Genomic DNA, 24,547 nt, shown 5'->3' with positions numbered 1-24,547 from the left:
CGGCCCGCGAGGTCGCGCTGTTCCGCAACGACATGACCGCACTGCGGGTGCTGCCGCCGCGCGAGTACGTCGCTGCGACCGAGGCCGTCGCCGAGGTGGTCGAACTTGTCGAAAAGATGCTGGCGTCGGGGGCCGCCTACGTCGTCGACGACGCGCAGCATCCCGACGTCTACTTCCGTGCCGAGGCCAGCGCGCAGTTCGGCTACGAATCGGGGTACGACCGCGACACCATGTTGGCGTTATTCGGTGAGCGGGGCGGCGACCCGGACCGGCCCGGCAAATCCGACATGCTCGATGCGCTGCTGTGGCGCTCCGCGCGGCCCGGGGAGCCGAGTTGGCCGTCGCCGTTCGGCGCCGGCCGGCCGGGATGGCACGTCGAATGCGCCGCAATTGCGCTGAGCCGCATCGGCACCGACCTGGACATCCAGGGCGGGGGGAGCGACCTGATCTTCCCGCATCACGAGTTCACCGCCGCCCACGCCGAATCCGTCAGCGGGGAACGGCGATTCGCCCGCCACTACGTGCATGCGGGCATGATCGGCTGGGACGGCCACAAGATGTCCAAGAGCCGCGGCAACCTGGTGCTGGTGTCGACGCTGCGTGATCAGGGCATCGAACCGTCGGCGATCCGGTTGGGGCTGTTGGCCGGGCACTATCGAGCCGACCGTTACTGGGACGCCCGGACGCTCGACGACGCGACCGCGCGGTTGCACCACTGGCGCCGGGCGATTGCGCTGTCCGCCGGCCCCGACGCGGCCGACGCCATCGCCCGGGTCCGCCGCTATCTTGCCGACGACCTTGATACTCCCAAAGCACTTGCCGCACTTGATGGTTGGGCCATCGACGCGCTCGAGTACGGGGGCCGTGACGCCGAGGCGCCGCGGGCGGTGGCCACCGCGGTGGACACGTTGCTCGGAGTGGGCCTGTAACGGCCCCGCTACCGCCCGAAACCGGGCCGGCGGCGGCGTAGATAGCGTTCGAATTCGGCGGCCAGCGCGTCCCCGTCGACCTTGCCCAGCACCTCGTGCATGTCGACCTCGGCGTCGCCGCGCTGCTCCAACGAGGCCACGTACTCGGCTATCTCGTCGTCCTCGCTGGTCATCTCGGTGACCGCCTGCTCCCACTCCTCGGCCTGCGCCGGCAGGTCTCCGAGCGGCACCTCGATGTCGAGCACATCCTCGAGGTGGCGCAGCAGCGCCACGGTCGCCTTCGGGTTGGGCGGCTGCGACACATAGTGCGGCACCGCCGCCCAGAACGTCACGGCCGGGATCCCGGCGGCCACGCAGGCGTCCTGAAACACCCCGGCAATGCCGGTCGGGCCCTCGTAACGCGTCTCGGTCAGGCCGAAGCGCTGCGCCGACTCCGGCGAATAGGCCGCGCCGGAGACCGGCACCGGCCGGGTGTGCGGCGCGTCGGCCAATAGCGCCCCCAGGATCACGACGGTGTCGACGTTGAGTTTGTCGGCGATGGCCAGCAGTTCGGCGCAAAAAGTGCGCCAGCGCATGTTCGGCTCCACCCCGTGCATCAGCACGATGTCACGGTCGCTGCCCGGTGGCCGGCAGTGCGAGATCCGCATCGACGGCCACACGAGTTCCCGGGTGACGCCGTCGACCTGACGGATCACCGGACGGTTCACCTGGTAGTCGTAGTAGGCCTCGTCATCGATCTCGATGATCGGGTCGGCCTCCCAGATGGCATCCAGGTGTTCCAGGGCGCCGCTGGCCGCATCGCCGGCGTCGTTCCAGCCCTCGAAGGCGGCCACGGCGATGGTGTTGTGCAGTTCAGGTAGCGCGGCATTGAGATCCGGCGAGGTCACAGCATTAGCGTACGGCTCAATAAGGTCGCCCGCGGCCGGAGCAACGAGACATTTCGATAGACCGGCTATCCTTGCGGGGATGACTTCCGCTAACAATCACACCTATGACACGGATCTGCTCGATGCCTTGGCGCAGCGTGTCCTGGTGGGCGACGGCGCCATGGGTACCCAGTTGCAAGCCGCGGATCTGACGCTCGACGACTTCCGCGGGCTGGAGGGCTGCAACGAGATCCTCAACGAGACCCGTCCGGACGTGTTGGAGATGATCCACCGCGCCTACTTCGAGGCCGGCGCCGATGCCGTGGAGACCAACACCTTCGGCTGCAACCTGTCCAACCTGGGCGACTACGACATCGCCGAGCGGATCCGGGAGCTATCCGAAAAGGGCACCGGGATCGCGCGGCGGGTCGCCGACGAGCTGGCCACACCGGAGCGCAGACGCTATGTCCTGGGGTCGATGGGGCCGGGCACCAAACTGCCGACCCTGGGACACACCGAGTACGCAGTGATCCGCGACGCCTATACGGAAGCTGCACTCGGGATGCTCGACGCCGGTGCCGACGCCATTCTGGTGGAAACCTGCCAGGACCTGCTGCAACTCAAGGCGGCGGTGCTGGGATCACGACGGGCGATGGCACAGTGCGGGCGGCACATCCCGGTGTTCGCTCATGTCACCGTCGAGACCACCGGCACCATGCTGCTGGGCAGCGAGATCGGCGCGGCGCTGACCGCCATCGAGCCGCTCGGCGTCGACATGATCGGGCTGAACTGCGCAACCGGGCCCGCCGAGATGAGCGAGCACCTACGGCACCTGTCCCGGCACGCCGCTATCCCGGTATCGGTGATGCCCAATGCCGGGCTGCCGGTGCTGGGTGCCAACGGCGCCGAATACCCGCTGCAGCCTGACGAATTGGCCACCGCACTGTCCGGATTCGTCACCGAGTTCGGATTGTCGCTGGTCGGCGGGTGCTGCGGCACCACTCCGGAACACATCCGCCGGGTCGCCGAAGCCGTGCGCGTCGCCCGGCAAGGTGAGCGCGACGTAGCCCATGAGCCATCGGTGTCCTCGTTGTACTCCGCCATCCCGTTCGCGCAGGACGCGTCGGTGCTGGTGATCGGTGAGCGGACAAATGCCAACGGCTCCAAGGCGTTTCGTGACGCGATGATCGCCGAGGACTACCAGAAGTGCCTGGACATCGCCAAGGACCAGACCCGCGACGGTGCGCATCTGCTGGATCTGTGCGTGGACTACGTGGGTCGCGACGGCGTCGCTGACATGACCGCGCTCGCCAGCCGGCTCGCGACCGCGTCGACGTTGCCGATCATGCTGGACTCCACCGAAACCCCGTTGTTGCGAGCCGGTTTGGAGCACCTGGGTGGCCGCTGCACGATCAACTCGGTCAACTATGAGGACGGCGACGGCCCCGAGTCGCGGTTCCACAAGACGATGGAGCTGGTCGCCGAGCACGGTGCGGCAGTGGTGGCGTTGACCATCGACGAGGAGGGCCAGGCTCGCACCGCCGAGACGAAGGTCGCGATCGCCGAGCGGCTCATCGACGACATCACCGCGAATTGGGGAGTGGAGGAGTCGTCGATCCTTATCGACACCTTGACCTTCACCATCGCCACCGGACAGGAGGAGTCGCGCAAAGACGGCGTCGAGACCATCGAGGCGATCCGCGAGCTGAAGAAGCGCCACCCGAACGTGCAGACCACGCTCGGCTTGTCCAACATCTCGTTCGGCCTCAATCCCGCTGCCCGCCAAGTGCTCAACTCGGTGTTCCTACACGAATGCCAGGAGGCGGGGCTGGATTCGGCGATCGTGCACGCGTCGAAAATCCTGCCGATGAACCGTATTCCGGACGATCAGCGCGAGGCCGCGCTGGATCTGGTCTATGACCGCCGCCGCGAGGGCTATGACCCTCTGCAGGAACTCATGGCGATGTTCGAGGGCGTGTCGGCGGCGTCGTCGAAGGAGACCCGGGCCGCAGAACTGGCCAAGCTGCCGTTGTTCGAGCGGCTGGCGCGGCGCATCGTCGACGGCGAACGCAATGGGCTCCAGGACGACCTCGACGAGGCGATGACCGAAAAGCCACCGCTGGAGATCATCAACGAAGACCTGCTGGCCGGCATGAAGACCGTCGGTGAGCTGTTCGGCTCCGGGCAGATGCAGCTGCCGTTCGTGCTGCAGTCAGCCGAGGTGATGAAAGCCGCTGTCGCCCACCTGGAACCGCACATGGAGAAGTCTGACGACGACTCCGGTAAGGGGCGCATCGTCTTGGCCACCGTCAAGGGCGACGTGCACGACATCGGCAAGAACCTGGTCGACATCATCCTGTCCAACAACGGCTACGAGGTGGTGAACCTGGGCATCAAGCAGCCGATCACCAGCATCCTGGACGTCGCGCAGGACAAGAGTGCCGATGTGGTCGGGATGTCCGGGCTGCTGGTGAAATCCACGGTGGTGATGAAGGAGAACCTCCAGGAGATGAATACCCGTGGGGTTTCCGACAAGTTCCCGGTCCTGCTCGGCGGTGCGGCGCTGACCCGCAGCTACGTCGAAGACGATCTCGCCGAGCTCTACGAGGGCGAAGTGCATTACGCGCGAGACGCTTTCGAGGGCCTGAAGTTGATGGACACCATTATGAGCGTCAAGCGGGGAGAGACGGCCGATACCGAAAGCGCGGAGGCTATCGCAACCCGCGAAAAGCAGGCTGAGCGCAAAGCCCGTCATCAGCGTTCGAAACACATTGCCGCACAACGCAAAGCCACCGAGGAACCGATCGCCGTACCGGAACGCTCCGATGTCGCCGCCGACGTCGAGGTGCCGGCGCCACCGTTCTGGGGTTCTCGGATCATCAAGGGCCTGGCGGTGGCCGACTACAGTGCGCTGCTCGACGAGCGTGCGCTGTTCCTGGGTCAGTGGGGGTTGCGCGGTGTGCGGGGCGGCGAGGGCCCGTCGTATGAGGAGTTGGTGGAGACCGAGGGACGGCCGCGGCTGCGGTACTGGCTGGACCGGCTCTCCACCGACGGCGTCTTGGCGCACGCCGCGGTGGTGTACGGGTACTTCCCGGCGGTTTCGCAGGGCGACGACGTCATCGTGCTCGACCGACCGGAACCCGACGCGCAAGAGCGGTTCCGGTTCAGTTTCCCGCGCCAGCAACGCGGCCGGTTCTTGTGCATCGCCGATTTCGTCCGCTCGGGGGCGTTGGCCACCGAGCGCGGCGAGGTTGACGTGTTGCCGTTCCAGTTGGTGACGATGGGGGATCCGATCGCGGACTTCGCCAACGAGCTGTTCGCGTCGAACTCTTATCGCGACTACCTCGAGGTGCACGGCATCGGTGTGCAACTCACCGAGGCGTTGGCCGAGTACTGGCACCGGCGGGTCCGCGACGAGCTTCGGTTCTCCGGTGATAAGGCGATGTCGGCCGACGACCCGCAGGCCGTCGAGGACTACTTCAAGCTGGGTTATCGCGGCGCCCGGTTCTCGTTCGGTTACGGCGCCTGCCCCGACCTCGAGAACCGGGTCAAGACGGTGGAGTTGTTGGAGCCCGAGCGCGTCGGGGTGACGCTGTCGGAGGAAATGCAGCTGCACCCCGAACAGTCCACCGACGCGTTCATCCTGCACCATCCGGAAGCCAAGTACTTCAACGTGTGACGGGCTCTGAGATGGTCAGTTCGGACGTTCCCGCGTCGCACGTCGGCTCCGGCGCCGAAGCCCTTGCCGCCCTGTACGCCGACTGGTCCGAAATCATGGCCACGCCACCCGGTTTGGACATCCGCTTGCTGCGCAGCCTTTTCGAGGAGTGGCATCAGCCGACACGGGAGCCCGAAGACGTCAGCTACAAGCAGGACACCGTCGGAGACGTACCCGGAATCTGGGCGCTGCCGGCGGGAGCCGACCGATCGCAGGTCCTGCTCTACACCCACGGCGGCGGATTCGCCGTGGGGTCGGCCGCCAGCCACCGCAAGCTGGCCGCGCACCTGGCCAAGGCGCTTGGGGTGGCAGCGTTTGTCCTCGACTATCGCCGGGCGCCGGAGCACATTCACCCGGCGCAGCTGCAGGACGGCGTCGCCGTCTTCACAGCGCTGGTGGCGGACGGGATCGCAGCCGCCGACATCACCACCATCGGCGACTCGGCCGGCGGAAACCTGGCCATCGCGATCGCGCTCGCGCTACGTGAACGGGGCAGACCGCTGCCCGGACGGGTCGTCGCGTTGTCGCCCTGGCTTGATATGGAAAACAACGGCGAAACCCTCGACACGAACGCCGCCACTGATCGGCTCATCACACGGGAGTTGCTCGAAGGCATGATCGCCGGAGCGTTGGGTGAGACGGTCGATCCGACCGACCCGCTGGTGAATCCGCTATACGCGAACTTCACCGGGTTTCCCCGGTTGTACATCAACGCGGGCTCGGTCGAAGTGCTCGTCGATAACGCCACCCGACTGGCTGATCGGGCGCTCGGGGCCGGTGTTGACGCGACCTTGTCGGTGGTAGACGGTATGCAGCACGTATTCCTATTCCTGGCCGGCCGCGCCAGGCAGGCCGACCAGGAGATCGAAAGGATCGCCCGCTGGTACGCAGGACGGGAGCGCGATGACTGACACTCGCGCCGGCACCGACTACGACGCCGTCGTCATCGGTGCCGGTTTCGGTGGCATTTACATGTTGCACAAGCTGCGAAACGGACTCGGCCTGTCCGTGCGGGCGTTCGACAAGGCCGGCGGGGTTGGCGGAACTTGGTATTGGAACCGCTACCCCGGGGCGTTGTCCGACACCGAGGCATTCGTGTACCAGTACTCCTTCGACAAGGACTTGTTGCAGCAGTGGGAGTTCAGGACGAGATATCTGGAGCAGCCGCAGATTCTGGCCTACCTCGAGCACGTTGTCGACCGCTACGACCTTGCCCGCGACATTGCGCTGAACACCGGTGTCGTCTCGGCGCGCTTCGACGAGTCGTGCGACGTGTGGCAGATCGTCACCGACACCGGCGAGACGCTCACGACGCGCTACCTCGTCACCGCCCTGGGTGTGCTTTCGGCCACCAATATTCCCAACCTCCCAGGGATAGCTGCTTTCCAGGGCGAGCTGTACCACACCGGCGCATGGCCCGAAGAGCACGATTTCGCAGGAAAGCGGGTCGGCGTGATCGGCACCGGCTCCACCGGCATCCAACTCATCACCGCACTCGGCCCCCAGGTCGGGCATCTGACCGTCTTTCAGCGGTCGCCCCAGTACAGCGTGCCCAGCGGCAACGGCCCCCTTCCCGGTGAGGTCCTCGACGAAATCAAGGAGAACTACGACAAGATCTGGACGGACCTCCGCGAATCCGCGGTCGCCTTCGGGTTCACCGAAAGCACCGTGCCCGCGATGAGCGTCTCCGCGGACGAGCGCCGGCGGGTGTTCCAAAAGGCGTGGGACATCGGCCTGGGGTTCCGGTTCATGTTCGGCACATTCTGCGACATCGCCACCGACCCGGAGGCCAACGAGGCCGCGGCCGCCTTCATTCGCGCGAAGATCGCCGAGATCGTCACCGATCCGGAAACGGCGCGCAAGCTGACCCCCACGGACTTGTACGCCAAACGTCCGGTCTGTGACTCCGGCTACTACCAGACATTCAATCGCGACAACGTGTCGCTGATCGACATCAAGGCAAACCCGATCACCGAAGTCACCGCAACGGGCATCCGCACCGGAGACGGTGCCGAACACGACCTCGACGTGCTGATCTTCGCGACCGGCTTCGACGCCGTCGACGGCAATTACACCCGGATGGACCTCCGCGGGCGGGGCGGCAAGCCCGTGCAGGACCACTGGAGATGCGGCCCCACCAGTTACCTCGGCGTGTCGACGGCGGGCTTTCCGAACATGTTCATGATCCTGGGACCCAACGGTCCGTTCGCCAACCTGCCGCCGTGCATCGAGGCGCAGGCGGACTGGATCTGCGACCTGGTCGACGCGGCTGAGCGGTCAGGCGCCATCACGGTCGAGGCGACGGCGGCTGCCGAGGACTCGTGGTCGGCGACCTGCTCGCAGATCGCGAACGCGACCTTGTTCCCCAAAGCCCAATCCTGGATATTCGGCGCCAATATCCCGGGCAAACCCCACGCCGTCATGTTCTACCTCGGTGGGCTCGGACGCTACCGGGAGGAACTCGACAGGGTCTGCGGCAACGGCTACGACGGATTCGAGTTTGCGTATCGTCTGCAAGTCGTGGAGGGCTCGCACTGATGGCAACTGTCAGCGTTCGCTACATCGTTGACGACGTCGACGCCGCCATCGCCTTCTACTGCACGCACCTCGGCTTCCACCAGGACATGCACCCGGCGCCGACCTTTGCGATGCTGTCCCGCGGAGACCTGCGCCTGGTGCTCAGCCGCCCGGGCGGTGGCCCCGGCGGCGGCCAGGCCAATCCCGACGGCACGTTACCCAAGCCGGGCGGCTGGAACCGCTTCTCGATCGAGGTGACCGACCTGGAGGCCATGGTCGCGCGGCTGCGTGCCGCGGACGTTCACTTCCGCAATGACATCGTCGCCGGCATCGGCGGAAAGCAGATTCTTCTCGACGATCCCTCGGGTAACCCGGTCGAGCTGTTCGAACCCCTGCTTGCCGAGGCTCGCCTCGGGCACGACGACGGTAACGGCGGTTAGACCCACCCCATGCCGTCGAACCGTGTCGCCATCCGCTCCGCATCGGTGGCCGCACTCGGCGGTCTGTTGTTCGGCTACGACATTTCGGTGACCAACGGCGCGGTCAAAGCGCTGCAGGGCCATTTCCATATCGGCAACGCCGTGTTGGGCTTCGCGGCGGCCGCGGCGCTGATGGGCGCTGCCGTCGGAGCGTTGGTCACCGGACGTATTGCCGACCGGATGGGCCGGCTGGCGATGATGAAGCTCGCGGCGGTGCTGTTTTTGACCTGTGGGCTGGGCGCCGGTCTGGCGGGCAACATCTGGACGTTCGTCGTCTTCCACTGCATCGGCGGAATCGGGATCGGTGTCGCGTCGGTCGCCGGCCCGGCGTATATCGCCGAAATCTCCCCACCACGCATCCGCGGCCGGCTCGGCTCGCTGCAGCAGCTGGGCATCGTGTGCGGCATCTTCGGATCCCTGGCCGTGAACTGGCTGCCGTTTCATATCGCGAGCAGTTCGCGCGGCGAACTGTGGCTGGGCCTGGCCGCCTGGCGCTGGACATTCTTCGGCGAGGTGGTGCCCGCGCTGGTCTACGGCGTGTTGGTCTTTACCATCCCCGAATCACCGCGCTACCTCGTTGCAGCGCAACGGATTCCGGAAGCCCGCCGGGTGCTCGCAACGCTGGGCGCCAGCGTGGAGATCACCGTCAGCCGCATCGCCGACACGCTGAAACGCGACAGCCCGCCGTCGTGGCGTGATCTGTGCAAGCCGGGCGGCGGTCTGTACGGCATCGTCTGGGTCGGTCTGGGCCTGGCCATCTTTCAGCAGTTCGTCGGCATCACGGTGATCTTCTACTACTCCGACGCGCTTTGGGAGCACGTCGGGTTCGGCGAGCAGTCGTCGTTCACGATCTCGCTGATCACCACGGCGGTCAACGTGCTCATCACCGTGGTGGCAATCGTGCTGATCGACCGAACCGGTCGCCGCCCGCTGTTGTTGGCCGGGTCGGCGGGGATGACGGTGACGCTGGCGACGCTGGCCGTCGTTTTCGGCACCGCCAGCCTCGTCGACGGCAAGCCCTACCTTGCCGGGGCGTCGGCGCCGATTGCATTGATCGCCGCCAACGTCTTCGTCGTCGCGTTCGGCATCTCGTGGGGGCCGATCCTGTGGGTGGTGCTGGGGGAGATGTTCCCCAACCGCATCCGGTCGGCTGCGCTGGGGCTGGCGGCGGCTGTCCAATGGCTGGCCAACTGGACGATCACGGTGACCTTCCCCGCACTGCGGCACACGCTGGGTGCGGCCTACGGTTTCTACACGCTGTGCGCGGCGCTGTCGTTTGTGTTCGTGTGGAGATGGGTCCGCGAGACCAACGGTCTGTCGCTGGAAGACATGCCTGCCGAGGTGGTGCGCTAGCCCGCCCTTTTCTTGCGCGAGCGTGCGTGTTCCCGGTCGACACGCGGATGGCAGACCGTGTTTTGCGCACGCCCGCGGTGAAGTGGGCAGGCGGGCCGAGGAAAACCGCCGTGACTTTGCCGGCCTGCTCATGAAACAATCGCAGCCCGTGAAGACCTTCGAGGATCTGTTCGCCGAACTCGGCGAACGCGCCCGAACCCGCCCGTCGGGCAGTGCCACCGTGACCGCGCTGGACGCGGGCGTACATGCGCTGGGTAAGAAGCTCCTGGAGGAGGCCGGGGAGGTCTGGTTGGCCGCCGAACATGAGCCCGACGACGCGCTCGCCGGGGAGATCAGCCAATTGCTGTATTGGACGCAGGTGCTGATGATCTCCCGCGGGCTGACGCTCGACGACGTATACCGGAAGCTGTGATGCTGCGCGTCGCGGTTCCCAACAAGGGCGCGTTGAGCGAGCCGGCCACCGAGATCCTCGCCGAGGCCGGGTACCGCCGTCGTGCCGATCCGAAGGACCTGACCGTCCTCGATCCGGTCAACAACGTCGAGTTCTTCTTTCTGCGGCCCAAAGACATTGCCATCTATGTCGGCTCGGGGGAGCTCGACTTCGGGATCACCGGGCGCGATCTGGCCCGCGAATCCGAAGCGCCGGTGATCGAGCGGCTGGCGCTGGGCTTCGGGTCGTCGAGCTTCCGTTATGCCGCTCCCGCCGGCCGTGACTGGACCACCGCCGATTTGGCCGGGCGACGAATCGCCACCGCCTACCCAAACTTGGTGCGAGGAGATCTGGCCGCCAAAGGAATTGAAGCCACGGTCATTCGGCTCGATGGTGCGGTGGAGATTTCGGTGCAGCTGGGAGTGGCCGACGTGATCGCCGACGTCGTGGGGTCGGGCCGGACCCTGAGCCTGCATGAGCTAGTCGCCTTCGGAGAGTCGTTGTGCGACTCGGAGGCCGTACTCATCGAGGGGGCCGACTCGGTCGGCAGGGACGCGGACCGGCCCAGCGGCGCCCGCGACCAACTGGTGGCCAGGGTGCAGGGCGTGGTGTTCGGCCAGCAGTATATGATGCTCGACTACGACTGTCCGCGTTCGGTTCTCGACACCGCCACGGCGATCACACCGGGTTTGGAGTCACCGACGATCGCCCCGCTGGCCGACCCGGATTGGGTGGCCGTTCGCGCGCTGGTGCCGCGCCGGGATGTCAACGCGACGATGGACAAGCTCGCGGCTATCGGAGCAAAGGCGATCCTGGCCTCCGACATCAGATTCTGCCGATTCTGATCCGATCCCCAGGAGAGCTGACATGACGCATTTCCTTGTCCTACTGCTTGCGCTGCTGATCGGCGTCGTGGCCGGATTGCGCTCCCTGACAGCCCCTGCAGTGGTGGCCTGGGCTGCGCTGTTGCGATGGATCAACCTCGACGGGACCTGGGCATCGTGGCTGGATCATCCGGTGACGGTGACCGTGCTCACCGTGCTGGCGGTCCTCGAACTGATCGCCGATAAACTTCCCGCGACACCTGGCCGAACCGCCGCGATGTCGTTCGCCGCCCGGATCGTCTTGGGCGCGTTCGCAGGTGCTGTCATCGGCACCGCGTGGGGCTACACGTGGACTGGACTTGGCGCCGGTGCGATCGGCGCCGTACTCGGCACGGTGGGCGGTTATGAGGCCCGCATCCGGCTGGCCGCCACACGCGACGGCCACGATCTGCCGATCGCCCTGCTCGAAGACGCGATCGCGGTGCTTGGCGGATTCGCCATCGCCGCAATGGCAGCTATTGTGTGACAACCTATTTCGTCATTTGCGCTGCACAAGCAGCGTCTGCGCTGAGGTCCCGACGAAACCGCTGCGGTCGAAGATCTCGGCGTTGGTGACCCCGATACCGTCGGGTCCGATGGAGCCGCGAGCCCGCAGAGCGAAGTCCGCCCCGTGCGGCGGTCGGTGCAGATGCACGACGGTATCGGTGTTCATGAAGGCGAATCGATCGAAATCCAGCGCGGCGCCGACACCGTTGGCGGAGTCGACGACCATGGCCAGGTTCTGCAACGGCGTGGTTTCGTCGGCATCGACCAGATGTACCAGCGGCCTGAGCCAGGCAACCGCCGCCCCGTCCGGGTCATCCGGCTGCGGTCGCCAGTGCACCGAGTTGAAGTACCTCCCGACACCGGCGAACCAGGGTGGTAGCGGCCGGGCCGGGCCCTCTATCAGCGGCGGATACCGATCGGTGGCCACGTCGCTGGTGTCGCTGGTGGCCAGCGCCCAGGTCGTCACCCGCGCTACCGGACGCTCGCTGCCTTCACCGCCGAGCGCACGCATTTCCGCGGCCAGCAAGGAGATTCGCTTGCCCGCCCGCTCAACCCAGGCGCGCACCGAGACCTGTGCCACCGGGATGGCGCCCAGGATATCGAGGCTGAGGCGACCGATTCGAAGCGGAGAATCGGCCAGCAACTCCTCGATGGCCTTGGTCAGCAGGGCAAGCGGCGGGGAGCCGTGCTGAAGCTCGGGCGACCAGTTGCTGCGGGTGAAGTCGGTGGATTCGAACCGCAGAAAGTCGCCGTCGGCGGGGAGGCGACGGTAATGACAGCCGATCACGCCGCGGGACGGTCCGGCCACCCCGGATAGGGCGGCGGTGTGCCCCCGAAGGCCGGACAGTGCGTCTGGTGCGGACACCAGTCGCACAGCCGCGACGGGCTGGGGCGGAAGTCACCGGTGGCGCCCGCCGATTGGATGGCCCGCCAGATCGCCATCAACGTCTTCTCGAAGCGCAGCAGCTCGTCGCGGTCGGGGGAGTAGTCCAGCAGTTGGCCGTCGGCCAGGTAGATGAGCCGCAGCCGGGTGGGCAGCACCTGGCGCGAGCGCAGCAGCGCGACCGCGTAGAACTTCACCTGAAAGAGCGCTTTGAACTCGGCGAGTGCCCGCGCCTCCGGCGGCGCCTTGCCGGTCTTGTAGTCCACCACCCGCAGCTCTCCGGTGGGCGCGACGTCGATGCGGTCGATGAACCCGCGCAGCAGCGTCCCGTCGGCCAGCTCCACCTCGATACGCTGCTCGCAGCCTTGCGGATCGAACCGGGTCGGATCTTCCAGCCGGTAGTAGCCCGACAGCAACGCCCGGGCCTCGTCGAGCAACTGGGTGCACTGCTCCGGGTCGAACCCGGCGGCCAGCGCGGGTTCCCCGGCGATCAGCTGCTCCCAGGCCGGCCCGACCAGTGCCCGGGCCGTGGCGGGGACACGCTGCGCCGCGGGCAGGCCGTAGAGTTGCTCCAGCGCGGCGTGCACCACGGAGCCGCGCAGCTGCGCAGTCGACGGCGGTTCGGGTAATCGGTCGATGGCTCGTAACCGGTACAGCAGCGGGCACTGTTTGAAGTCAGCCGCCCGTGACGGTGACAACGCCGGCCGCGCTCCCGGTTGGCTGCTCATACCAGCAGCCTAGGAGCGCGGTCGGACAACCCCGCGCAGCCGTCCCGGCGCGTCTGCTGGCAGGCTGATCGACTGTGTCCGCAACCGGCCCGTTCACCGTCGGTGACCGCGTCCAGCTCACCGACGCCAAGGGCCGCCATTACACGATGCTGCTCAAGGCGGGCAGCGAGTTCCACACCCACCGTGGAGCAGTCGCGCACGACGCCGTGATCGGCCTGCCGGAAGGCAGCGTGGTCAAATCCAGCAACGGCGACCAGTTTTTGGTGCTGCGCCCACTGCTGGTCGATTACGTGATGTCGATGCCCCGCGGGGCTCAGGTGGTCTACCCGAAAGACGCCGCCCAGATCGTGCACGAGGGCGACATCTTTCCGGGCGCTCGTGTGCTGGAGGCCGGTGCCGGTTCGGGCGCACTGACCTGCTCGCTGCTGCGTGCGGTCGGTCCGGGCGGACGGCTGATGTCCTACGAGGTGCGCGCCGACCATGCCGAACATGCCCGGCGCAACGTGGCGGGATTCTTCGGCCACCCACCGGAAAACTGGCAGCTGATTCTGTGCGACCTCGCGGATTGCGACCTGCCCGACGGCTCGGTCGACCGAGTGGTGCTCGACATGCTGGCGCCGTGGGACGTGCTCGACGCGGTCGCGCGGGTGACGGTGCCCGGCGGTGTGCTGATCACCTACCTGGCCACCGTCACCCAGCTGTCCAAGACCGTCGAGGCGCTGCGCGACCAGCAGTGCTGGAGCGAACCGCGCGCCTGGGAGACGTTGCAGCGCGGCTGGAACGTCGTCGGGCTGGCCGTGCGCCCGCAGCACACCATGCGGGGGCACACCGCGTTCCTGGTGTCGGCGCGTCGGCTGGCTCCCGGCACCGTCGCGCCCACTCCGCTGCGCCGCAAACGCCAGCCCCCTCAGTCCGCTTAGTCATCACTGCGGTGCAGCCCGCGGCGCACCGACAGCAGCTCGAATTCCGGATGTGCGGCCACCAGCCGTTCGGTCGCGTCCAACACCTCAACCACGTGGCCGCGGTCGGCGGACACCACGGCCACCCCGATGCCGGCCCGTCGGTACAGCTCGTGGAACCCGCTTTCGGCGGCCGACACGTTGAACTTGCGCTGCAACTCGGCGACCACCGGGCGCACCACCGAACGCTTTTGCTTCAGCGAGCGCACGTCGCCGAGCAGCAGATCGAACTCAAGCCAACCGATCCACATCCTGGGGCTAGGGGGTCGGTGCCGGGACGGGTGTCTGCGGGGAGGAGCTGAACGCCAGCAGCATGCCGGCGGTCTGCTGCGACAGCTGCCAGCCTCCTGGGTGGGGCTTGAACTCCATCGGAAACGTGAATCCGCTCGTCCCGGGGTTGGGTGTGGTGACATCGACGGTGGCTACCACGTCGGCCGGGTGTTGGTCCGACCACGCGATATCCCGGGCAGTGAACGTCATGGGCGCGTAGCCGCCGTCGAGCAGCGCGTTGGCGAACCTGTCCAGAGCCGGGGCGCTGTCGGGGGTCGCACCTTCGATGAGGATCAGCTTTTGAGTGCCGGGGACCGCGGGGTCGGCGAGCCGGTACAGCACGTCGGTGAGGGCGTCGGCTGCCGGCACCGGCGCGGTCGGCGCCGCCCGAGAGGTCGCCGGCGCGGACACCAGTGCGGGAGCAGTCGGCGAAGGCGAACCGGACTCGACCTTCGAACATCCCGACAGCCCGAACACCGCCACAACGGCGGCGGCGCTCAGCACTGCCAAGAGGTGTGCGACGAGGTGTCGGTACATCCAGTGCCGGTCAGCCGCCCGACTGCACGGCCTGCAGCACCGACATTGCCGAGGCGCGTGACATCTTCCAACCGCCCTGGTTCACGAACGTGACGTTCCGCGTGGTCGGCGCGAGGCTCGGACCCGAGGCGGTGACGTCGGCCGAAGCCACGCCCGGACCGGCCGGTGCGATATTCGCCACGTTGAACGACAGCGGCAGCTGCCCTTTCTGGGCGGCTTTTTGCAGCTGGTGGTCCGCGATGCGGCCTTCGACCCCGCCGACGCCGCCCTGAATCAGGTAGCTCTTACTCGCGAACGGAACGCTGGGGTCGGCAAGGCCGTTGAGGACGCTGATCAGCTCACCGGGAGTCGGCACGTCCGCGGGGGCGGGATCCAGCGGCAACGGCGCGCCGAAGACGGCAGGCTGTACCGCAACCGGCGCAGTGGAAACCGATGCAAGAGACGTCACACCGGCAGCGGCCGCACCGACCGCGGCGACGGCTGCCACGCCCGTGGCTAGGGATTTCACGCTCACAGCTGTCCTCTCATTAGAACGACTGAACGTGAATGTTAACCCTGGTCCCAGCGCGCCGTATTTCGAGTTCACGCATGAATCCGAAATCGCCGGTAGCGTTGAGGTATCCGTCGCGCTATTTCCGGCGTGGGAAAGGGGCGCAACATGGGTGAGTCAGAACGTGAAGCGTTCGAATCGCGCCGCGACACCGGTTTGTCCGGTGACGATGCCGCCGAATTGGAAGAGTTACGGCGCGAGGCGGCGATACTGCGCGATCAGCTGGATAACGTGGTGGGACCGCAGAGCGCTGCGCGGACCGCCCGCGATGTGCATCAGCTCGAGGCCCGCATTGACTCGCTTGCCGCGCGGAATTCCAAATTAATGGAAACGCTGAAGGAAGCCCGGCAGCAGTTGTTGGCGCTGCGTGAAGAGGTTGACCGCCTCGGACAGCCGCCGAGCGGTTACGGGGTGCTGCTGGCGGCCCACGACGACGACACCGTTGACGTGTTCACCTCGGGCCGCAAGATGCGTCTCACCTGCTCGCCGAATATCGACGTCGAGTCCCTCAAGAAGGGGCAAACCGTCCGGCTCAACGAGGCGCTGACCGTAGTCGAGGCGGGCATGTTCGAATCGGTCGGGGAGATCTCGACGCTGCGTGAGATTTTGGGCGACGGTCACCGGGCCCTGGTCATCGGGCACGCCGACGAGGAACGCATCGTTTGGCTGGCCGAGCCGCTGGTCGCCGCGGACCTGCCCGACGGCTTCCCCGAAGCCCTCAACGACGACACCCGGCCGCGCAAGCTGCGCCCGGGTGACTCGCTGCTGGTCGACACCAAGGCCGGGTACGCGTTCGAACGCATCCCCAAAGCCGAGGTCGAGGACTTGGTGCTGGAAGAGGTACCCGACGTCAGCTACGACGACATCGGCGGGCTGGGCCGGCAGATCGAGCAGATCCGCGACGCGGTGGAGCTGCCTTTCCTGCACAAGGAGCTCTACAAGGAGTACGCGCTGCGGCCACCCAAGGGCGTGCTGCTCTACGGCCCGCCCGGTTGCGGTAAAACGTTGATCGCCAAGGCCGTCGCCAACTCGTTGGCCAAGAAGATGGCCGACGTGCGCGGCGACGACTCCCGCGAGGCCAAGTCGTACTTCCTCAACATCAAGGGCCCCGAGCTGCTGAACAAGTTCGTCGGCGAGACCGAGCGCCACATCCGGTTGATCTTCCAGCGGGCCCGCGAAAAGGCGTCCGAAGGCACGCCGGTGATCGTGTTCTTCGACGAGATGGACTCGATCTTCCGCACCCGCGGTACCGGCGTCTCCTCCGACGTGGAGACGACGGTGGTCCCGCAGCTGCTCAGTGAGATCGACGGGGTGGAGGGCCTGGAGAACGTCATCGTGATCGGCGCCTCCAACCGCGAAGACATGATCGACCCGGCGATCCTGCGGCCCGGCCGCCTCGACGTCAAGATCAAGATCGAGCGCCCGGACGCCGAGTCGGCGCAGGACATCTACTCCAAGTACCTCACCGAGGCGCTGCCGATCCACGCCGACGATCTCGCCGAATTCGGCGGCGACCGTTCGGCCTGCATCAAGGCGATGATCGAGAAGGTCGTCGACCGGATGTACGCCGAAATCGACGACAATCGGTTCCTGGAGGTCACCTACGCCAACGGGGACAAGGAAGTCATGTACTTCAAGGACTTCAACTCCGGGGCGATGATCCAAAACGTCGTCGACCGGGCGAAGAAGAACGCCATCAAGTCGGTGCTGGAAACCGGCCAGCCGGGACTTCGTATCCAGCACCTGCTCGATTCGATCGTCGACGAATTCGCCGAGAACGAGGACCTGCCCAACACCACCAATCCCGATGACTGGGCACGGATCTCGGGCAAGAAGGGCGAGCGGATCGTCTACATCCGCACCCTGGTCACCGGCAAGAGCTCAAGCGCATCTCGGGCGATCGACACCGAGTCGAACCTGGGCCAGTACCTGTAGCCCCCATTTCTCCGCGAGCGTGCGTGTCCCCGGTCGACAGGCCGATCCCGAGCCGTGGTTTGCGCACGTTCGCGCCAGAGACCGAGCGCTCACTCCCCGTGCAGCGAATAGCTGTTCGCGAGATCATCTTGCAGCACCTGGGCATCGCGGATGGTGGTGTCCACCCGCAGCGTGCTGGTCGGCACGCGCGGCCGGTAGGTCCACCCCGCCGGCAGGCGCAGGCGCTCGGCCAGCCCGGGTAGATCTGCCAGCGACAGGCCGGGATCCACGGTCTGGCTCCAGGTTTGCATGACCCAGCGCCGCCCGTCGGGGTCGGTGAGCTCATAGATCTCCCGGCCGGCGTCGAAGACGAAGACGGTGTGGCGGCCCACCCGGTTGATGGTGTATGGCGCGGGGCTTACCGACGACATCAGAACCGTGGCCTGCTTTAACATCTCGATACCGCCGAAGGTCTTGGTCTCCGCTGCGCCCTGCGGTGCCTTTTCGATGCTGCTCATCAGCCAGTAGCGCGGGCCGTTGAGCAGGGCCACGGCCGCATCGTTCTCGGTGGCGATCACTTGGGCGTCCAGCGCAGACCACAGCTGTGCGGGGCAGTCGCCCAGGCCGAAGCTGTTGTAGACGGTGGCCTGAGGGCCGGACCCGCCGAGCTGCACCAGAAGCACTTCGCCGTAACGCTTGCCGAACACGCCGGTCGAACGTTCGCGCACTTTCTCCCCGGACACCATGGCGAAATTAGTCACTGACGTCATGCCGGTCAATTGGCGACGATTGCCCGGCCTAGTCTTTAGGCATGCAACGGATCATCGGGACCGAGGTCGAATACGGTATCTCCTCGCCGTCGGACCCGACCGCGAACCCGATCCTGACTTCGACGCAGGCGGTGCTGGCGTATGCCGCCGCCGCCGGTATCCAGCGCGCCAAGCGCACTCGGTGGGATTACGAGGTGGAATCGCCGTTGCGCGACGCGCGGGGATTCGACCTGAGCCGCTCGGCCGGCCCGCCGCCGGTGGTCGACGCCGACGAGGTGGGCGCGGCCAACATGATCCTGACCAACGGGGCAAGACTCTACGTCGACCATGCGCACCCGGAATACTCCGCGCCGGAGTGCACCGACCCGCTCGACGCGGTGATCTGGGACAAGGCCGGTGAGCGGGTGATGGAGGCCGCCGCCCGGCACGTGGCCAGCGTGCCCGGAGCGGCCAAGCTGCAGTTGTACAAGAACAACGTCGACGGCAAGGGCGCCTCCTACGGCTCGCACGAGAACTACCTGATGAGCCGGCAGACGCCGTTCTCGGCCGTCATCACCGGGCTGACTCCGTTTCTGGTGTCGCGCCAGGTGGTCACCGGCTCGGGGCGGGTCGGCGTCGGGCCCGCCGGTGACGAGCCGGGCTTTCAGCTTTCCCAGCGTGCCGACTACATCGAGGTCGAGGTAGGGCTGGAGACCACGCTCAAACGCGGCATCATCAACACCCGCGACGAGCCACACGCCGATGCCGACCGATACCGGCGGCTGCACGTCATCATCGGTGACGCCAACCTGGCCGAGACGTCGACCTACCTGAAGCTCGGCACCACCGCGCTGGTGCTCGACCTGATCGAAGAGGGTATCGAGCTGGCCGACCTGGCGCTGGCACGGCCGGTGCACGCCGTGCACACCATCAGCCGGGACCCGTCGCTGCGCACCACCGTCGCACTGGCCGACGGCCGCGAAATGACCGCCCTTGCGCTGCAACGCGTTTACCTGGACCGGGTGGCCAAGCTGGTCGATAGCCGCGACCCCGATCCACGCGCCGCCGACATCGTGGAGACCTGGGCGCATATGCTCGACAAACTCGAGCGTGACCCGATGGACTGTGCCGATTTGCTGGACTGGCCGGCCAAGCTGCGGTTGTTGGAGGGGTTCCGCCAGCGGGAGAACCTGAGCTGGTCTGCGCCGCGACTGCACCTGGTCGACCTGCAGTATTCCGATGTGCGGCTGGACAAGGGCCTCTACAACCGACTGGTCGCCCGCGGCTCGATGAAACGGCTGATCACCGAACAACAGGTGCTGGGCGCGGTGGACAATCCACCGACCGACACCCGCGCGTACTTCCGCGGCGAGTGCCTGCGCCGGTTCGGGGCCGATATCGCCGCGGCCAGTTGGGACTCGGTGATATTCGACTTGGGCGGTGACTCGTTGGTGCGCATCCCGACGCTGGAGCCGCTGCGTGGCAGCAAAGCCCACGTCGGTGCGCTGCTGGACTCGGTGCACAGTGCGGTCGAACTGGTGGAACAACTCACGACGTGAGGGTCGTTAGCTCCGGTAAGAGCGGTATCGACCGGTAGGGTGGAGGGACCGGCGCGCGTGTATGCGCCGCCGATGATGAGCAGGAGGCAGCGATGGCTCAAGAGCAGACCAAGCGTGGCGGTGGTGGCGGCGATGACGACGACCCGACCGCCGGCACGGCCGCCGGTCAGGAGCGTCGCGAGAAGCTGACCGAGGAAACCGACGATCTGCTCGACGAGATCGATGACGTTCTTGAGGAGAACGCCGAAGACTTCGTTCGCGCGTACGTCCAAAAGGGCGGCCAGTGACCTGGCCGTTTCGCGATCGCCTGGCCACCAACTCAGCAATCCCCGGAGTCCCCGCTAACCCTGTAGACCTGTCTTCGTTCGCTGACTACCTGCGGCGCCAGGCGCCGGAGCTGTTGCCGGTAAGCACCGGTGGCGGCGGTGTCGGCGGTGGCGCCGAGGCCGGCGGGCAACTGCGGCACGGCACCACGATCGTGGCGCTGAAATACCCCGGCGGGGTCGTGATAGCCGGCGACCGGCGATCCACGCAGGGCAACATGATCGCCGGCCGCGACGTGCAGAAGGTCTACATTACCGACGAGTACACCGCGACCGGGATCGCCGGCACCGCCGCCATCGCCGTCGAATTCGCCCGGTTGTACGCGGTCGAACTCGAGCACTACGAAAAGCTGGAAGGTGTGCCGCTGACGTTCGCCGGCAAAGTCAATCGGCTGGCGATCATGGTGCGCGGGAATCTCAGCGCGGCGCTGCAGGGTCTGGTGGCGCTGCCGCTGCTGGTGGGCTATGACATCTTCGACTCCGACCCGGAGAAAGCGGGCCGTATCGTGTCGTTCGACGCAGCTGGTGGTTGGAACCTCGAGGAAGAGGGCTATCAGTCGGTCGGTTCCGGATCGATCTTCGCCAAGTCGTCGATGAAGAAGCTGTATTCGCAAGTGACCGACGGCGATTCCGCGTTGCGGGTGGCTGTCGAGGCGCTCTACGACGCTGCCGACGACGATTCGGCCACCGGCGGGCCCGACCTGGTCCGCGGCATTTACCCGACCGCGGTCACCATCGGCGCGGACGGCGCGGTCGAGGTGCCCGAGCAGCGCATTGCCGGACTGGCTCGGGAGGTCATCGAAAGCCGCTCCCGCGCTGACACTTTCGGCCCGGACGCGCAGCGGGGTGACTCGTGAGTTTCCCGTACTTCATCTCGCCGGAACAGGCGATGCGTGAGCGTGCCGAGATTGCGCGCAAGGGCATCGCGCGGGGCAAGAGCGTGATCGCGCTGGCCTACGCCGGCGGTGTGCTGTTCGTCGCGGAGAACCCGTCGCGGTCGCTGCAGAAGATCAGCGAACTCTACGACCGGGTTGGCTTCGCGGCCGCGGGCAAGTTCAACGAGTTCGACAATCTGCGGCGCGGCGGTATTCAATTCGCCGACACCCGCGGCTACGCGTACGACCGCCGCGACGTCAGCGGCCGGCAATTGGCGAACGTCTACGCCCAGACACTGGGCACCATCTTCACCGAGCAGGCCAAGCCGTATGAGGTCGAGTTGTGTGTGGCCGAGGTCGCCCACTACGGCGACACCAAACCGCCTGAGCTGTATCGGATCACCTACGACGGGTCGATCGCCGACGAGCCGCATTTCGTGGTGATGGGTGGCACGACGGAGCCGATCACCACCGCGCTCAAGGAGTCCTACGCCGAGAACGCCGACCTGGCCGACGCGGTGCGCATCGCGCTCGATGCGCTCAAGGCGGGTAGCGACGGAAACGGTCAGCCCAACCTTGGGGTGTCCACATTAGAAGTGGCCATCCTGGACGCCAGCCGGCCGCGCCGTGCGTTCCGGCGGGTGACCGGCGCGGCGCTGGAAGCGTTGCTGCCCGAACAGAAGGCGGCCGATGATTGATGACAGCATGTCATCAATATTGTTGATGCTATGCTGTCAACTATGCGGACGACGGTGACGCTGGACGACGACGTGGAGCAGTTGGTACGGCGCCGGATGGCCGAGCGCCAGGTGTCATTCAAGAAGGCGCTCAACGACGCTATCCGGGACGGCGCCGCCGGACGCCCGGTGGCGGCCCGGTTCAGTACCCGCACGGCTGACATGGGCGTCCCGGCGGTCAACCTGGATCGCGCATTGCAGCTTGCCGGTGAGCTGGAGGACGACGAACTCGTGCGCCGCCAGCGGCGGGGTTCATGAGCGCCGCTCCTCCTCATCGCTTCGCTCTGCATCGTCGCTGGCGCGGCTCGTGAGAATCGTCGACGCCAACGTCCTGCTCTACGCCGTGAACACGGCGAGTGAACACCATGACTCGTCCCTGCAGTGGCTCGATGGCGCCCTTTCGGGTGCCGACAGTGTCGGGTTCGCCTGGGTGCCACTGCTGGCGTTCATCAGACTCTCGACCAAGGAAGGCTTGTTTCCCGCTCCACTGCGGGTCGACGATGCCGTCAGTCGGGTCGCCGACTGGCTCGGGGCCCCGACCGCGATCCCGGTGAGTCCGACCGCCCGGCACGCTGCGACCCTGAGCGGAATGCTGGCGCAGGTGGGCACCGGCGCAAACCTCGTCAACGACGCCCACCTCGCCGCGTTGGCTGTCGAGCACCGCGCCGCCATCGTGTCCTACGACAGCGATTTCGGCCGGTTCGACGGCGTGCGATGGGATCGTCCTTCAGCACTGTTGTGACGCCGCCAGACTCATCCACAGGCGCGGCTTGCCACCGCCTCGGTCAGACAACCAGTACGCTCGAATCGTGCAGCGGCGAATCATGGGCATCGAGACCGAGTTCGGTGTCACCTGCACGTTTCACGGTCATCGTCGGCTCAGCCCCGACGAGGTCGCCCGCTACCTGTTCCGCCGGGTGGTGTCGTGGGGCCGCAGCTCCAATGTGTTTCTGCGCAACGGCGCGCGGCTCTACCTGGATGTCGGGAGCCACCCGGAGTACGCCACCGCCGAATGCGACAGCCTGGTCCAGTTGGTCACCCACGACCGCGCAGGCGAGCGGGTCCTGGAAGATCTGCTGGTCGACGCCGAGCAGCGGCTGGCCGACGAGGGCATCGGCGGCGACATCTACCTCTTCAAGAACAACACCGACTCGGCGGGCAACTCCTATGGCTGTCACGAGAATTACCTGATCGTGCGGGCCGGGGAGTTCTCCCGGATCTCCGATGTGCTGCTGCCCTTCCTGGTGACCCGCCAGCTGATCTGCGGGGCGGGCAAGGTGCTGCAGACTCCCAAGGCCGCCACCTTCTGCCTGAGCCAGCGCGCCGAACACATCTGGGAGGGCGTCTCCAGCGCCACAACCCGGTCGCGCCCGATCATCAACACCCGCGACGAGCCGCACGCCGACGCCGAGAAATACCGGCGCCTGCACGTCATCGTCGGTGACTCCAACATGTGCGAAACCACCACCATGCTCAAGGTAGGCACCGGGGCGCTGGTGCTGGAGATGATCGAGGCCGGTGTGGCGTTTCGGGACTTCTCGCTGGACAACCCCATCCGGGCCATCCGCGAGGTCAGCCACGACATCACCGGTCGCCGTCCGGTGCGGTTGGCCGGTGGGCGTCAGGCCAGCGCGCTGGATATCCAGCGGGAGTACTACGCGCGCGCCGTTGAGCATCTGCAGACACGCGAGCCCAATGCGCAGGTCGAGCAGGTCGTCGACCTGTGGGGGCGCCAGCTCGATGCCGTGGACAGCCAGGATTTCGCCAAGGTCGACACCGAAATCGACTGGGTGATCAAGCGCAAGCTGTTCCAGCGCTACCAGGATCGCTACAGCATCGAGCTCTCCGACCCGAAGATCGCCCAGCTGGACCTGGCCTATCACGACATCAAGCGTGGTCGCGGTGTCTTCGACCTGCTGCAGCGCAAGGGTCTGGCCACCCGGATCACCACCGACGAGGAGATCGAGGACGCCGTCGACACCCCGCCGCAAACCACCCGGGCCCGGCTACGTGGTGAATTCATCAGCGCCGCGCAGGCGGCGGGCCGCGACTTCACCGTCGACTGGGTGCACCTCAAGCTCAACGACCAGGCCCAGCGCACCGTGCTGTGCAAAGATCCGTTCCGCGCGGTGGACGAGCGGGTGGAGCGTCTCATCGCTTCGCTATGAGACGCCGTGAGTGGCGATGAGACCGCCGGCTCGCCGGTGACTGGCGCTGCCGCTCACGGGTTGTCCACAGCTAGGCTGCACGCCGTGTCGTCTGCCCGCGCTGAGCGGCTGGTCAATCTGGTGCTGTGCCTGCTGTCGAGTCAGCAATGTCTGCCCGCTGAACGGGTCCGGCGAATCGTGCCCGGTTACGCCGACGCCCCTTCCGACGAGGCGTTCTTCCGGATGTTCGAGCGGGACAAGGCTGAGCTGCGGGAGCTGGGCGTTCCGCTGGAGACCGGTCCGAAGCCGGGGTTCGAGGCTGGTGAGGGATACCGCATCGCGCGCCGGGACTACGAGCTGCCCGAGATCGACCTCGACCCCGAGGAAGCCGCCGCGGTCGCGCTGGCCGCTCGGTTGTGGGATTCCCCCCAGCTGGCTGGGGCCGCGCACGGCGCTGTGCTCAAACTGCGTGCCGCTGGGGTGGAGGTGGACACCGAGCCCTCGACGCTGGTGCAACCACGGGTGCGTGCCAGCGAGCCGGCTCTGGTTCCGCTGATCTCGGCGGTCCAGGCGGGGCAGGTCGTGACGTTCCGCCACCGCAAGCAACCCGGCGACGAGCCCAGGGCGCGCACCCTCGAACCGTGGGGAGTGGTG

General features: G+C 66.7%; 26 protein-coding genes. 19 read left to right on the top strand and 7 right to left on the bottom strand.

Going from position 1 to position 24,547, the window contains the following annotated elements; genetic code table 11:
* Positions 1 to 929, top strand: a 929-nt coding sequence (mshC, locus tag ACRDTL_RS14550; protein WP_431507407.1) for a cysteine--1-D-myo-inosityl 2-amino-2-deoxy-alpha-D-glucopyranoside ligase, incomplete at its 5' end; no start/stop codon positions are given.
* Between the two features lie 8 nt (positions 930 to 937).
* Here mshC and ACRDTL_RS14545 read toward each other — a convergent pair.
* On the bottom strand, positions 938 to 1,816 hold the full coding sequence (locus ACRDTL_RS14545; RefSeq protein ID WP_431507406.1) for a PAC2 family protein: 879 nt from the start codon (positions 1,814 to 1,816) through the stop codon (positions 938 to 940).
* Between the two features lie 79 nt (positions 1,817 to 1,895).
* Here ACRDTL_RS14545 and metH point away from each other — a divergent pair, with 79 nt between their 5' ends.
* From metH to ACRDTL_RS14505, 8 genes are all read left to right on the top strand, one after another.
* Positions 1,896 to 5,474 (top strand): methionine synthase, encoded by a 3,579-nt coding sequence (metH, locus tag ACRDTL_RS14540; protein ID WP_431507405.1) that lies wholly within the window; start codon positions 1,896 to 1,898, stop codon positions 5,472 to 5,474.
* On the top strand, positions 5,471 to 6,424 hold the full coding sequence (locus ACRDTL_RS14535; protein ID WP_431507404.1) for an alpha/beta hydrolase: 954 nt from the start codon (positions 5,471 to 5,473) through the stop codon (positions 6,422 to 6,424). The genes metH and ACRDTL_RS14535 overlap by 4 nt, the downstream gene beginning before the upstream one ends.
* Entirely contained in the window at positions 6,417 to 8,051 is a 1,635-nt protein-coding gene (locus tag ACRDTL_RS14530; protein WP_431507403.1) for a flavin-containing monooxygenase, read from the top strand. Before ACRDTL_RS14535 ends, ACRDTL_RS14530 begins: the two co-directional genes overlap by 8 nt.
* Positions 8,051 to 8,470, top strand: coding sequence for a VOC family protein (locus ACRDTL_RS14525; RefSeq protein ID WP_431507402.1), 420 nt, complete (start codon positions 8,051 to 8,053; stop codon positions 8,468 to 8,470). The genes ACRDTL_RS14530 and ACRDTL_RS14525 overlap by 1 nt, the downstream gene beginning before the upstream one ends.
* 9 nt (positions 8,471 to 8,479) lie before the next feature.
* The gene (locus tag ACRDTL_RS14520; protein ID WP_431507401.1) at positions 8,480 to 9,862 is read left to right on the top strand and encodes a sugar porter family MFS transporter; all 1,383 of its coding nucleotides are present in this window, start codon (positions 8,480 to 8,482) and stop codon (positions 9,860 to 9,862) included.
* 130 nt (positions 9,863 to 9,992) lie between these two features.
* Complete coding sequence (locus tag ACRDTL_RS14515) at positions 9,993 to 10,274, top strand: phosphoribosyl-ATP diphosphatase (RefSeq protein ID WP_431507400.1); 282 nt, start codon at positions 9,993 to 9,995, stop codon at positions 10,272 to 10,274.
* Positions 10,274 to 11,137, top strand: a complete 864-nt coding sequence (hisG, locus tag ACRDTL_RS14510) for an ATP phosphoribosyltransferase (protein ID WP_431507410.1) — start codon at positions 10,274 to 10,276, stop codon at positions 11,135 to 11,137. The genes ACRDTL_RS14515 and hisG overlap by 1 nt, the downstream gene beginning before the upstream one ends.
* Positions 11,138 to 11,159: 22 nt before the next feature.
* The gene (locus ACRDTL_RS14505) at positions 11,160 to 11,642 is read left to right on the top strand and encodes a DUF4126 family protein (protein WP_431507399.1); all 483 of its coding nucleotides are present in this window, start codon (positions 11,160 to 11,162) and stop codon (positions 11,640 to 11,642) included.
* 12 nt (positions 11,643 to 11,654) lie between these two features.
* Here the strand turns inward: ACRDTL_RS14505 and ACRDTL_RS14500 are convergent, their stop codons facing one another.
* Positions 11,655 to 12,449, bottom strand: a complete 795-nt coding sequence (locus ACRDTL_RS14500) for a thioesterase family protein (protein ID WP_431507409.1) — start codon at positions 12,447 to 12,449, stop codon at positions 11,655 to 11,657.
* Positions 12,446 to 13,273, bottom strand: coding sequence for a RecB family exonuclease (locus ACRDTL_RS14495; protein WP_431507398.1), 828 nt, complete (start codon positions 13,271 to 13,273; stop codon positions 12,446 to 12,448). The genes ACRDTL_RS14500 and ACRDTL_RS14495 overlap by 4 nt, the downstream gene beginning before the upstream one ends.
* Before the next feature lie 74 nt (positions 13,274 to 13,347).
* On the opposite strand from ACRDTL_RS14495, the gene trmI reads away from it, so the two are divergent.
* The gene (gene trmI / locus ACRDTL_RS14490; RefSeq protein ID WP_431507397.1) at positions 13,348 to 14,193 is read left to right on the top strand and encodes a tRNA (adenine(58)-N(1))-methyltransferase TrmI; all 846 of its coding nucleotides are present in this window, start codon (positions 13,348 to 13,350) and stop codon (positions 14,191 to 14,193) included.
* On the opposite strand, the gene ACRDTL_RS14485 is transcribed toward trmI, so the two are convergent.
* The 3 genes from ACRDTL_RS14485 to ACRDTL_RS14475 are packed head-to-tail and all read right to left on the bottom strand — an operon-like array spanning position 14,190 to position 15,553.
* Positions 14,190 to 14,483: a DUF503 domain-containing protein gene (locus ACRDTL_RS14485; RefSeq protein ID WP_431507396.1), complete on the bottom strand. Its 294-nt coding sequence runs from the start codon at positions 14,481 to 14,483 to the stop codon at positions 14,190 to 14,192. The two genes, trmI and ACRDTL_RS14485, sit on opposite strands and share 4 nt — an antisense overlap.
* Before the next feature lie 7 nt (positions 14,484 to 14,490).
* On the bottom strand, positions 14,491 to 15,039 hold the full coding sequence (locus tag ACRDTL_RS14480; protein ID WP_431507395.1) for a hypothetical protein: 549 nt from the start codon (positions 15,037 to 15,039) through the stop codon (positions 14,491 to 14,493).
* Positions 15,040 to 15,049: 10 nt separating this feature from the next.
* Entirely contained in the window at positions 15,050 to 15,553 is a 504-nt protein-coding gene (locus ACRDTL_RS14475) for a hypothetical protein (protein ID WP_431507394.1), read from the bottom strand.
* 144 nt (positions 15,554 to 15,697) lie between these two features.
* Here ACRDTL_RS14475 and arc point away from each other — a divergent pair, with 144 nt between their 5' ends.
* Positions 15,698 to 17,524, top strand: coding sequence for a proteasome ATPase (arc, locus tag ACRDTL_RS14470; protein ID WP_431507393.1), 1,827 nt, complete (start codon positions 15,698 to 15,700; stop codon positions 17,522 to 17,524).
* An 89-nt stretch (positions 17,525 to 17,613) separates the two neighbouring features.
* On the opposite strand, the gene ACRDTL_RS14465 is transcribed toward arc, so the two are convergent.
* The gene (locus ACRDTL_RS14465; RefSeq protein WP_431507408.1) at positions 17,614 to 18,249 is read right to left on the bottom strand and encodes a hypothetical protein; all 636 of its coding nucleotides are present in this window, start codon (positions 18,247 to 18,249) and stop codon (positions 17,614 to 17,616) included.
* 65 nt (positions 18,250 to 18,314) lie between these two features.
* Between ACRDTL_RS14465 and dop the strand changes: the two genes are divergently transcribed.
* From dop to ACRDTL_RS14425, 8 genes are all read left to right on the top strand, one after another.
* On the top strand, positions 18,315 to 19,811 hold the full coding sequence (gene dop, locus ACRDTL_RS14460; RefSeq protein WP_431507392.1) for a pup deamidase/depupylase: 1,497 nt from the start codon (positions 18,315 to 18,317) through the stop codon (positions 19,809 to 19,811).
* A 92-nt stretch (positions 19,812 to 19,903) separates the two neighbouring features.
* On the top strand, positions 19,904 to 20,098 hold the full coding sequence (locus tag ACRDTL_RS14455; protein ID WP_431507391.1) for a ubiquitin-like protein Pup: 195 nt from the start codon (positions 19,904 to 19,906) through the stop codon (positions 20,096 to 20,098).
* On the top strand, positions 20,095 to 20,991 hold the full coding sequence (gene prcB, locus ACRDTL_RS14450) for a proteasome subunit beta (protein WP_431507390.1): 897 nt from the start codon (positions 20,095 to 20,097) through the stop codon (positions 20,989 to 20,991). The genes ACRDTL_RS14455 and prcB overlap by 4 nt, the downstream gene beginning before the upstream one ends.
* Positions 20,988 to 21,707 (top strand): proteasome subunit alpha, encoded by a 720-nt coding sequence (gene prcA / locus ACRDTL_RS14445; protein ID WP_431507389.1) that lies wholly within the window; start codon positions 20,988 to 20,990, stop codon positions 21,705 to 21,707. The genes prcB and prcA overlap by 4 nt, the downstream gene beginning before the upstream one ends.
* 42 nt (positions 21,708 to 21,749) lie before the next feature.
* On the top strand, positions 21,750 to 22,004 hold the full coding sequence (locus tag ACRDTL_RS14440; protein WP_431507388.1) for an antitoxin: 255 nt from the start codon (positions 21,750 to 21,752) through the stop codon (positions 22,002 to 22,004).
* Positions 22,005 to 22,053: 49 nt separating this feature from the next.
* Positions 22,054 to 22,488, top strand: coding sequence for a type II toxin-antitoxin system VapC family toxin (locus ACRDTL_RS14435; RefSeq protein ID WP_431507387.1), 435 nt, complete (start codon positions 22,054 to 22,056; stop codon positions 22,486 to 22,488).
* 67 nt (positions 22,489 to 22,555) lie between these two features.
* Positions 22,556 to 23,914: a Pup--protein ligase gene (gene pafA, locus ACRDTL_RS14430; protein ID WP_431507386.1), complete on the top strand. Its 1,359-nt coding sequence runs from the start codon at positions 22,556 to 22,558 to the stop codon at positions 23,912 to 23,914.
* Positions 23,915 to 23,998: 84 nt separating this feature from the next.
* Positions 23,999 to 24,547 (top strand): helix-turn-helix transcriptional regulator (locus ACRDTL_RS14425; RefSeq protein WP_431507385.1); only part of this gene is annotated, 549 nt, incomplete at its 3' end.

The sequence above is a fragment of the Mycobacterium sp. genome (assembly GCF_050700595.1).
GTDB lineage: Bacteria > Actinomycetota > Actinomycetes > Mycobacteriales > Mycobacteriaceae > Mycobacterium.
The sequence above is the reverse complement of the archived record's forward strand: the minus strand, read 5'-3'. Positions and strand labels throughout refer to the sequence as shown.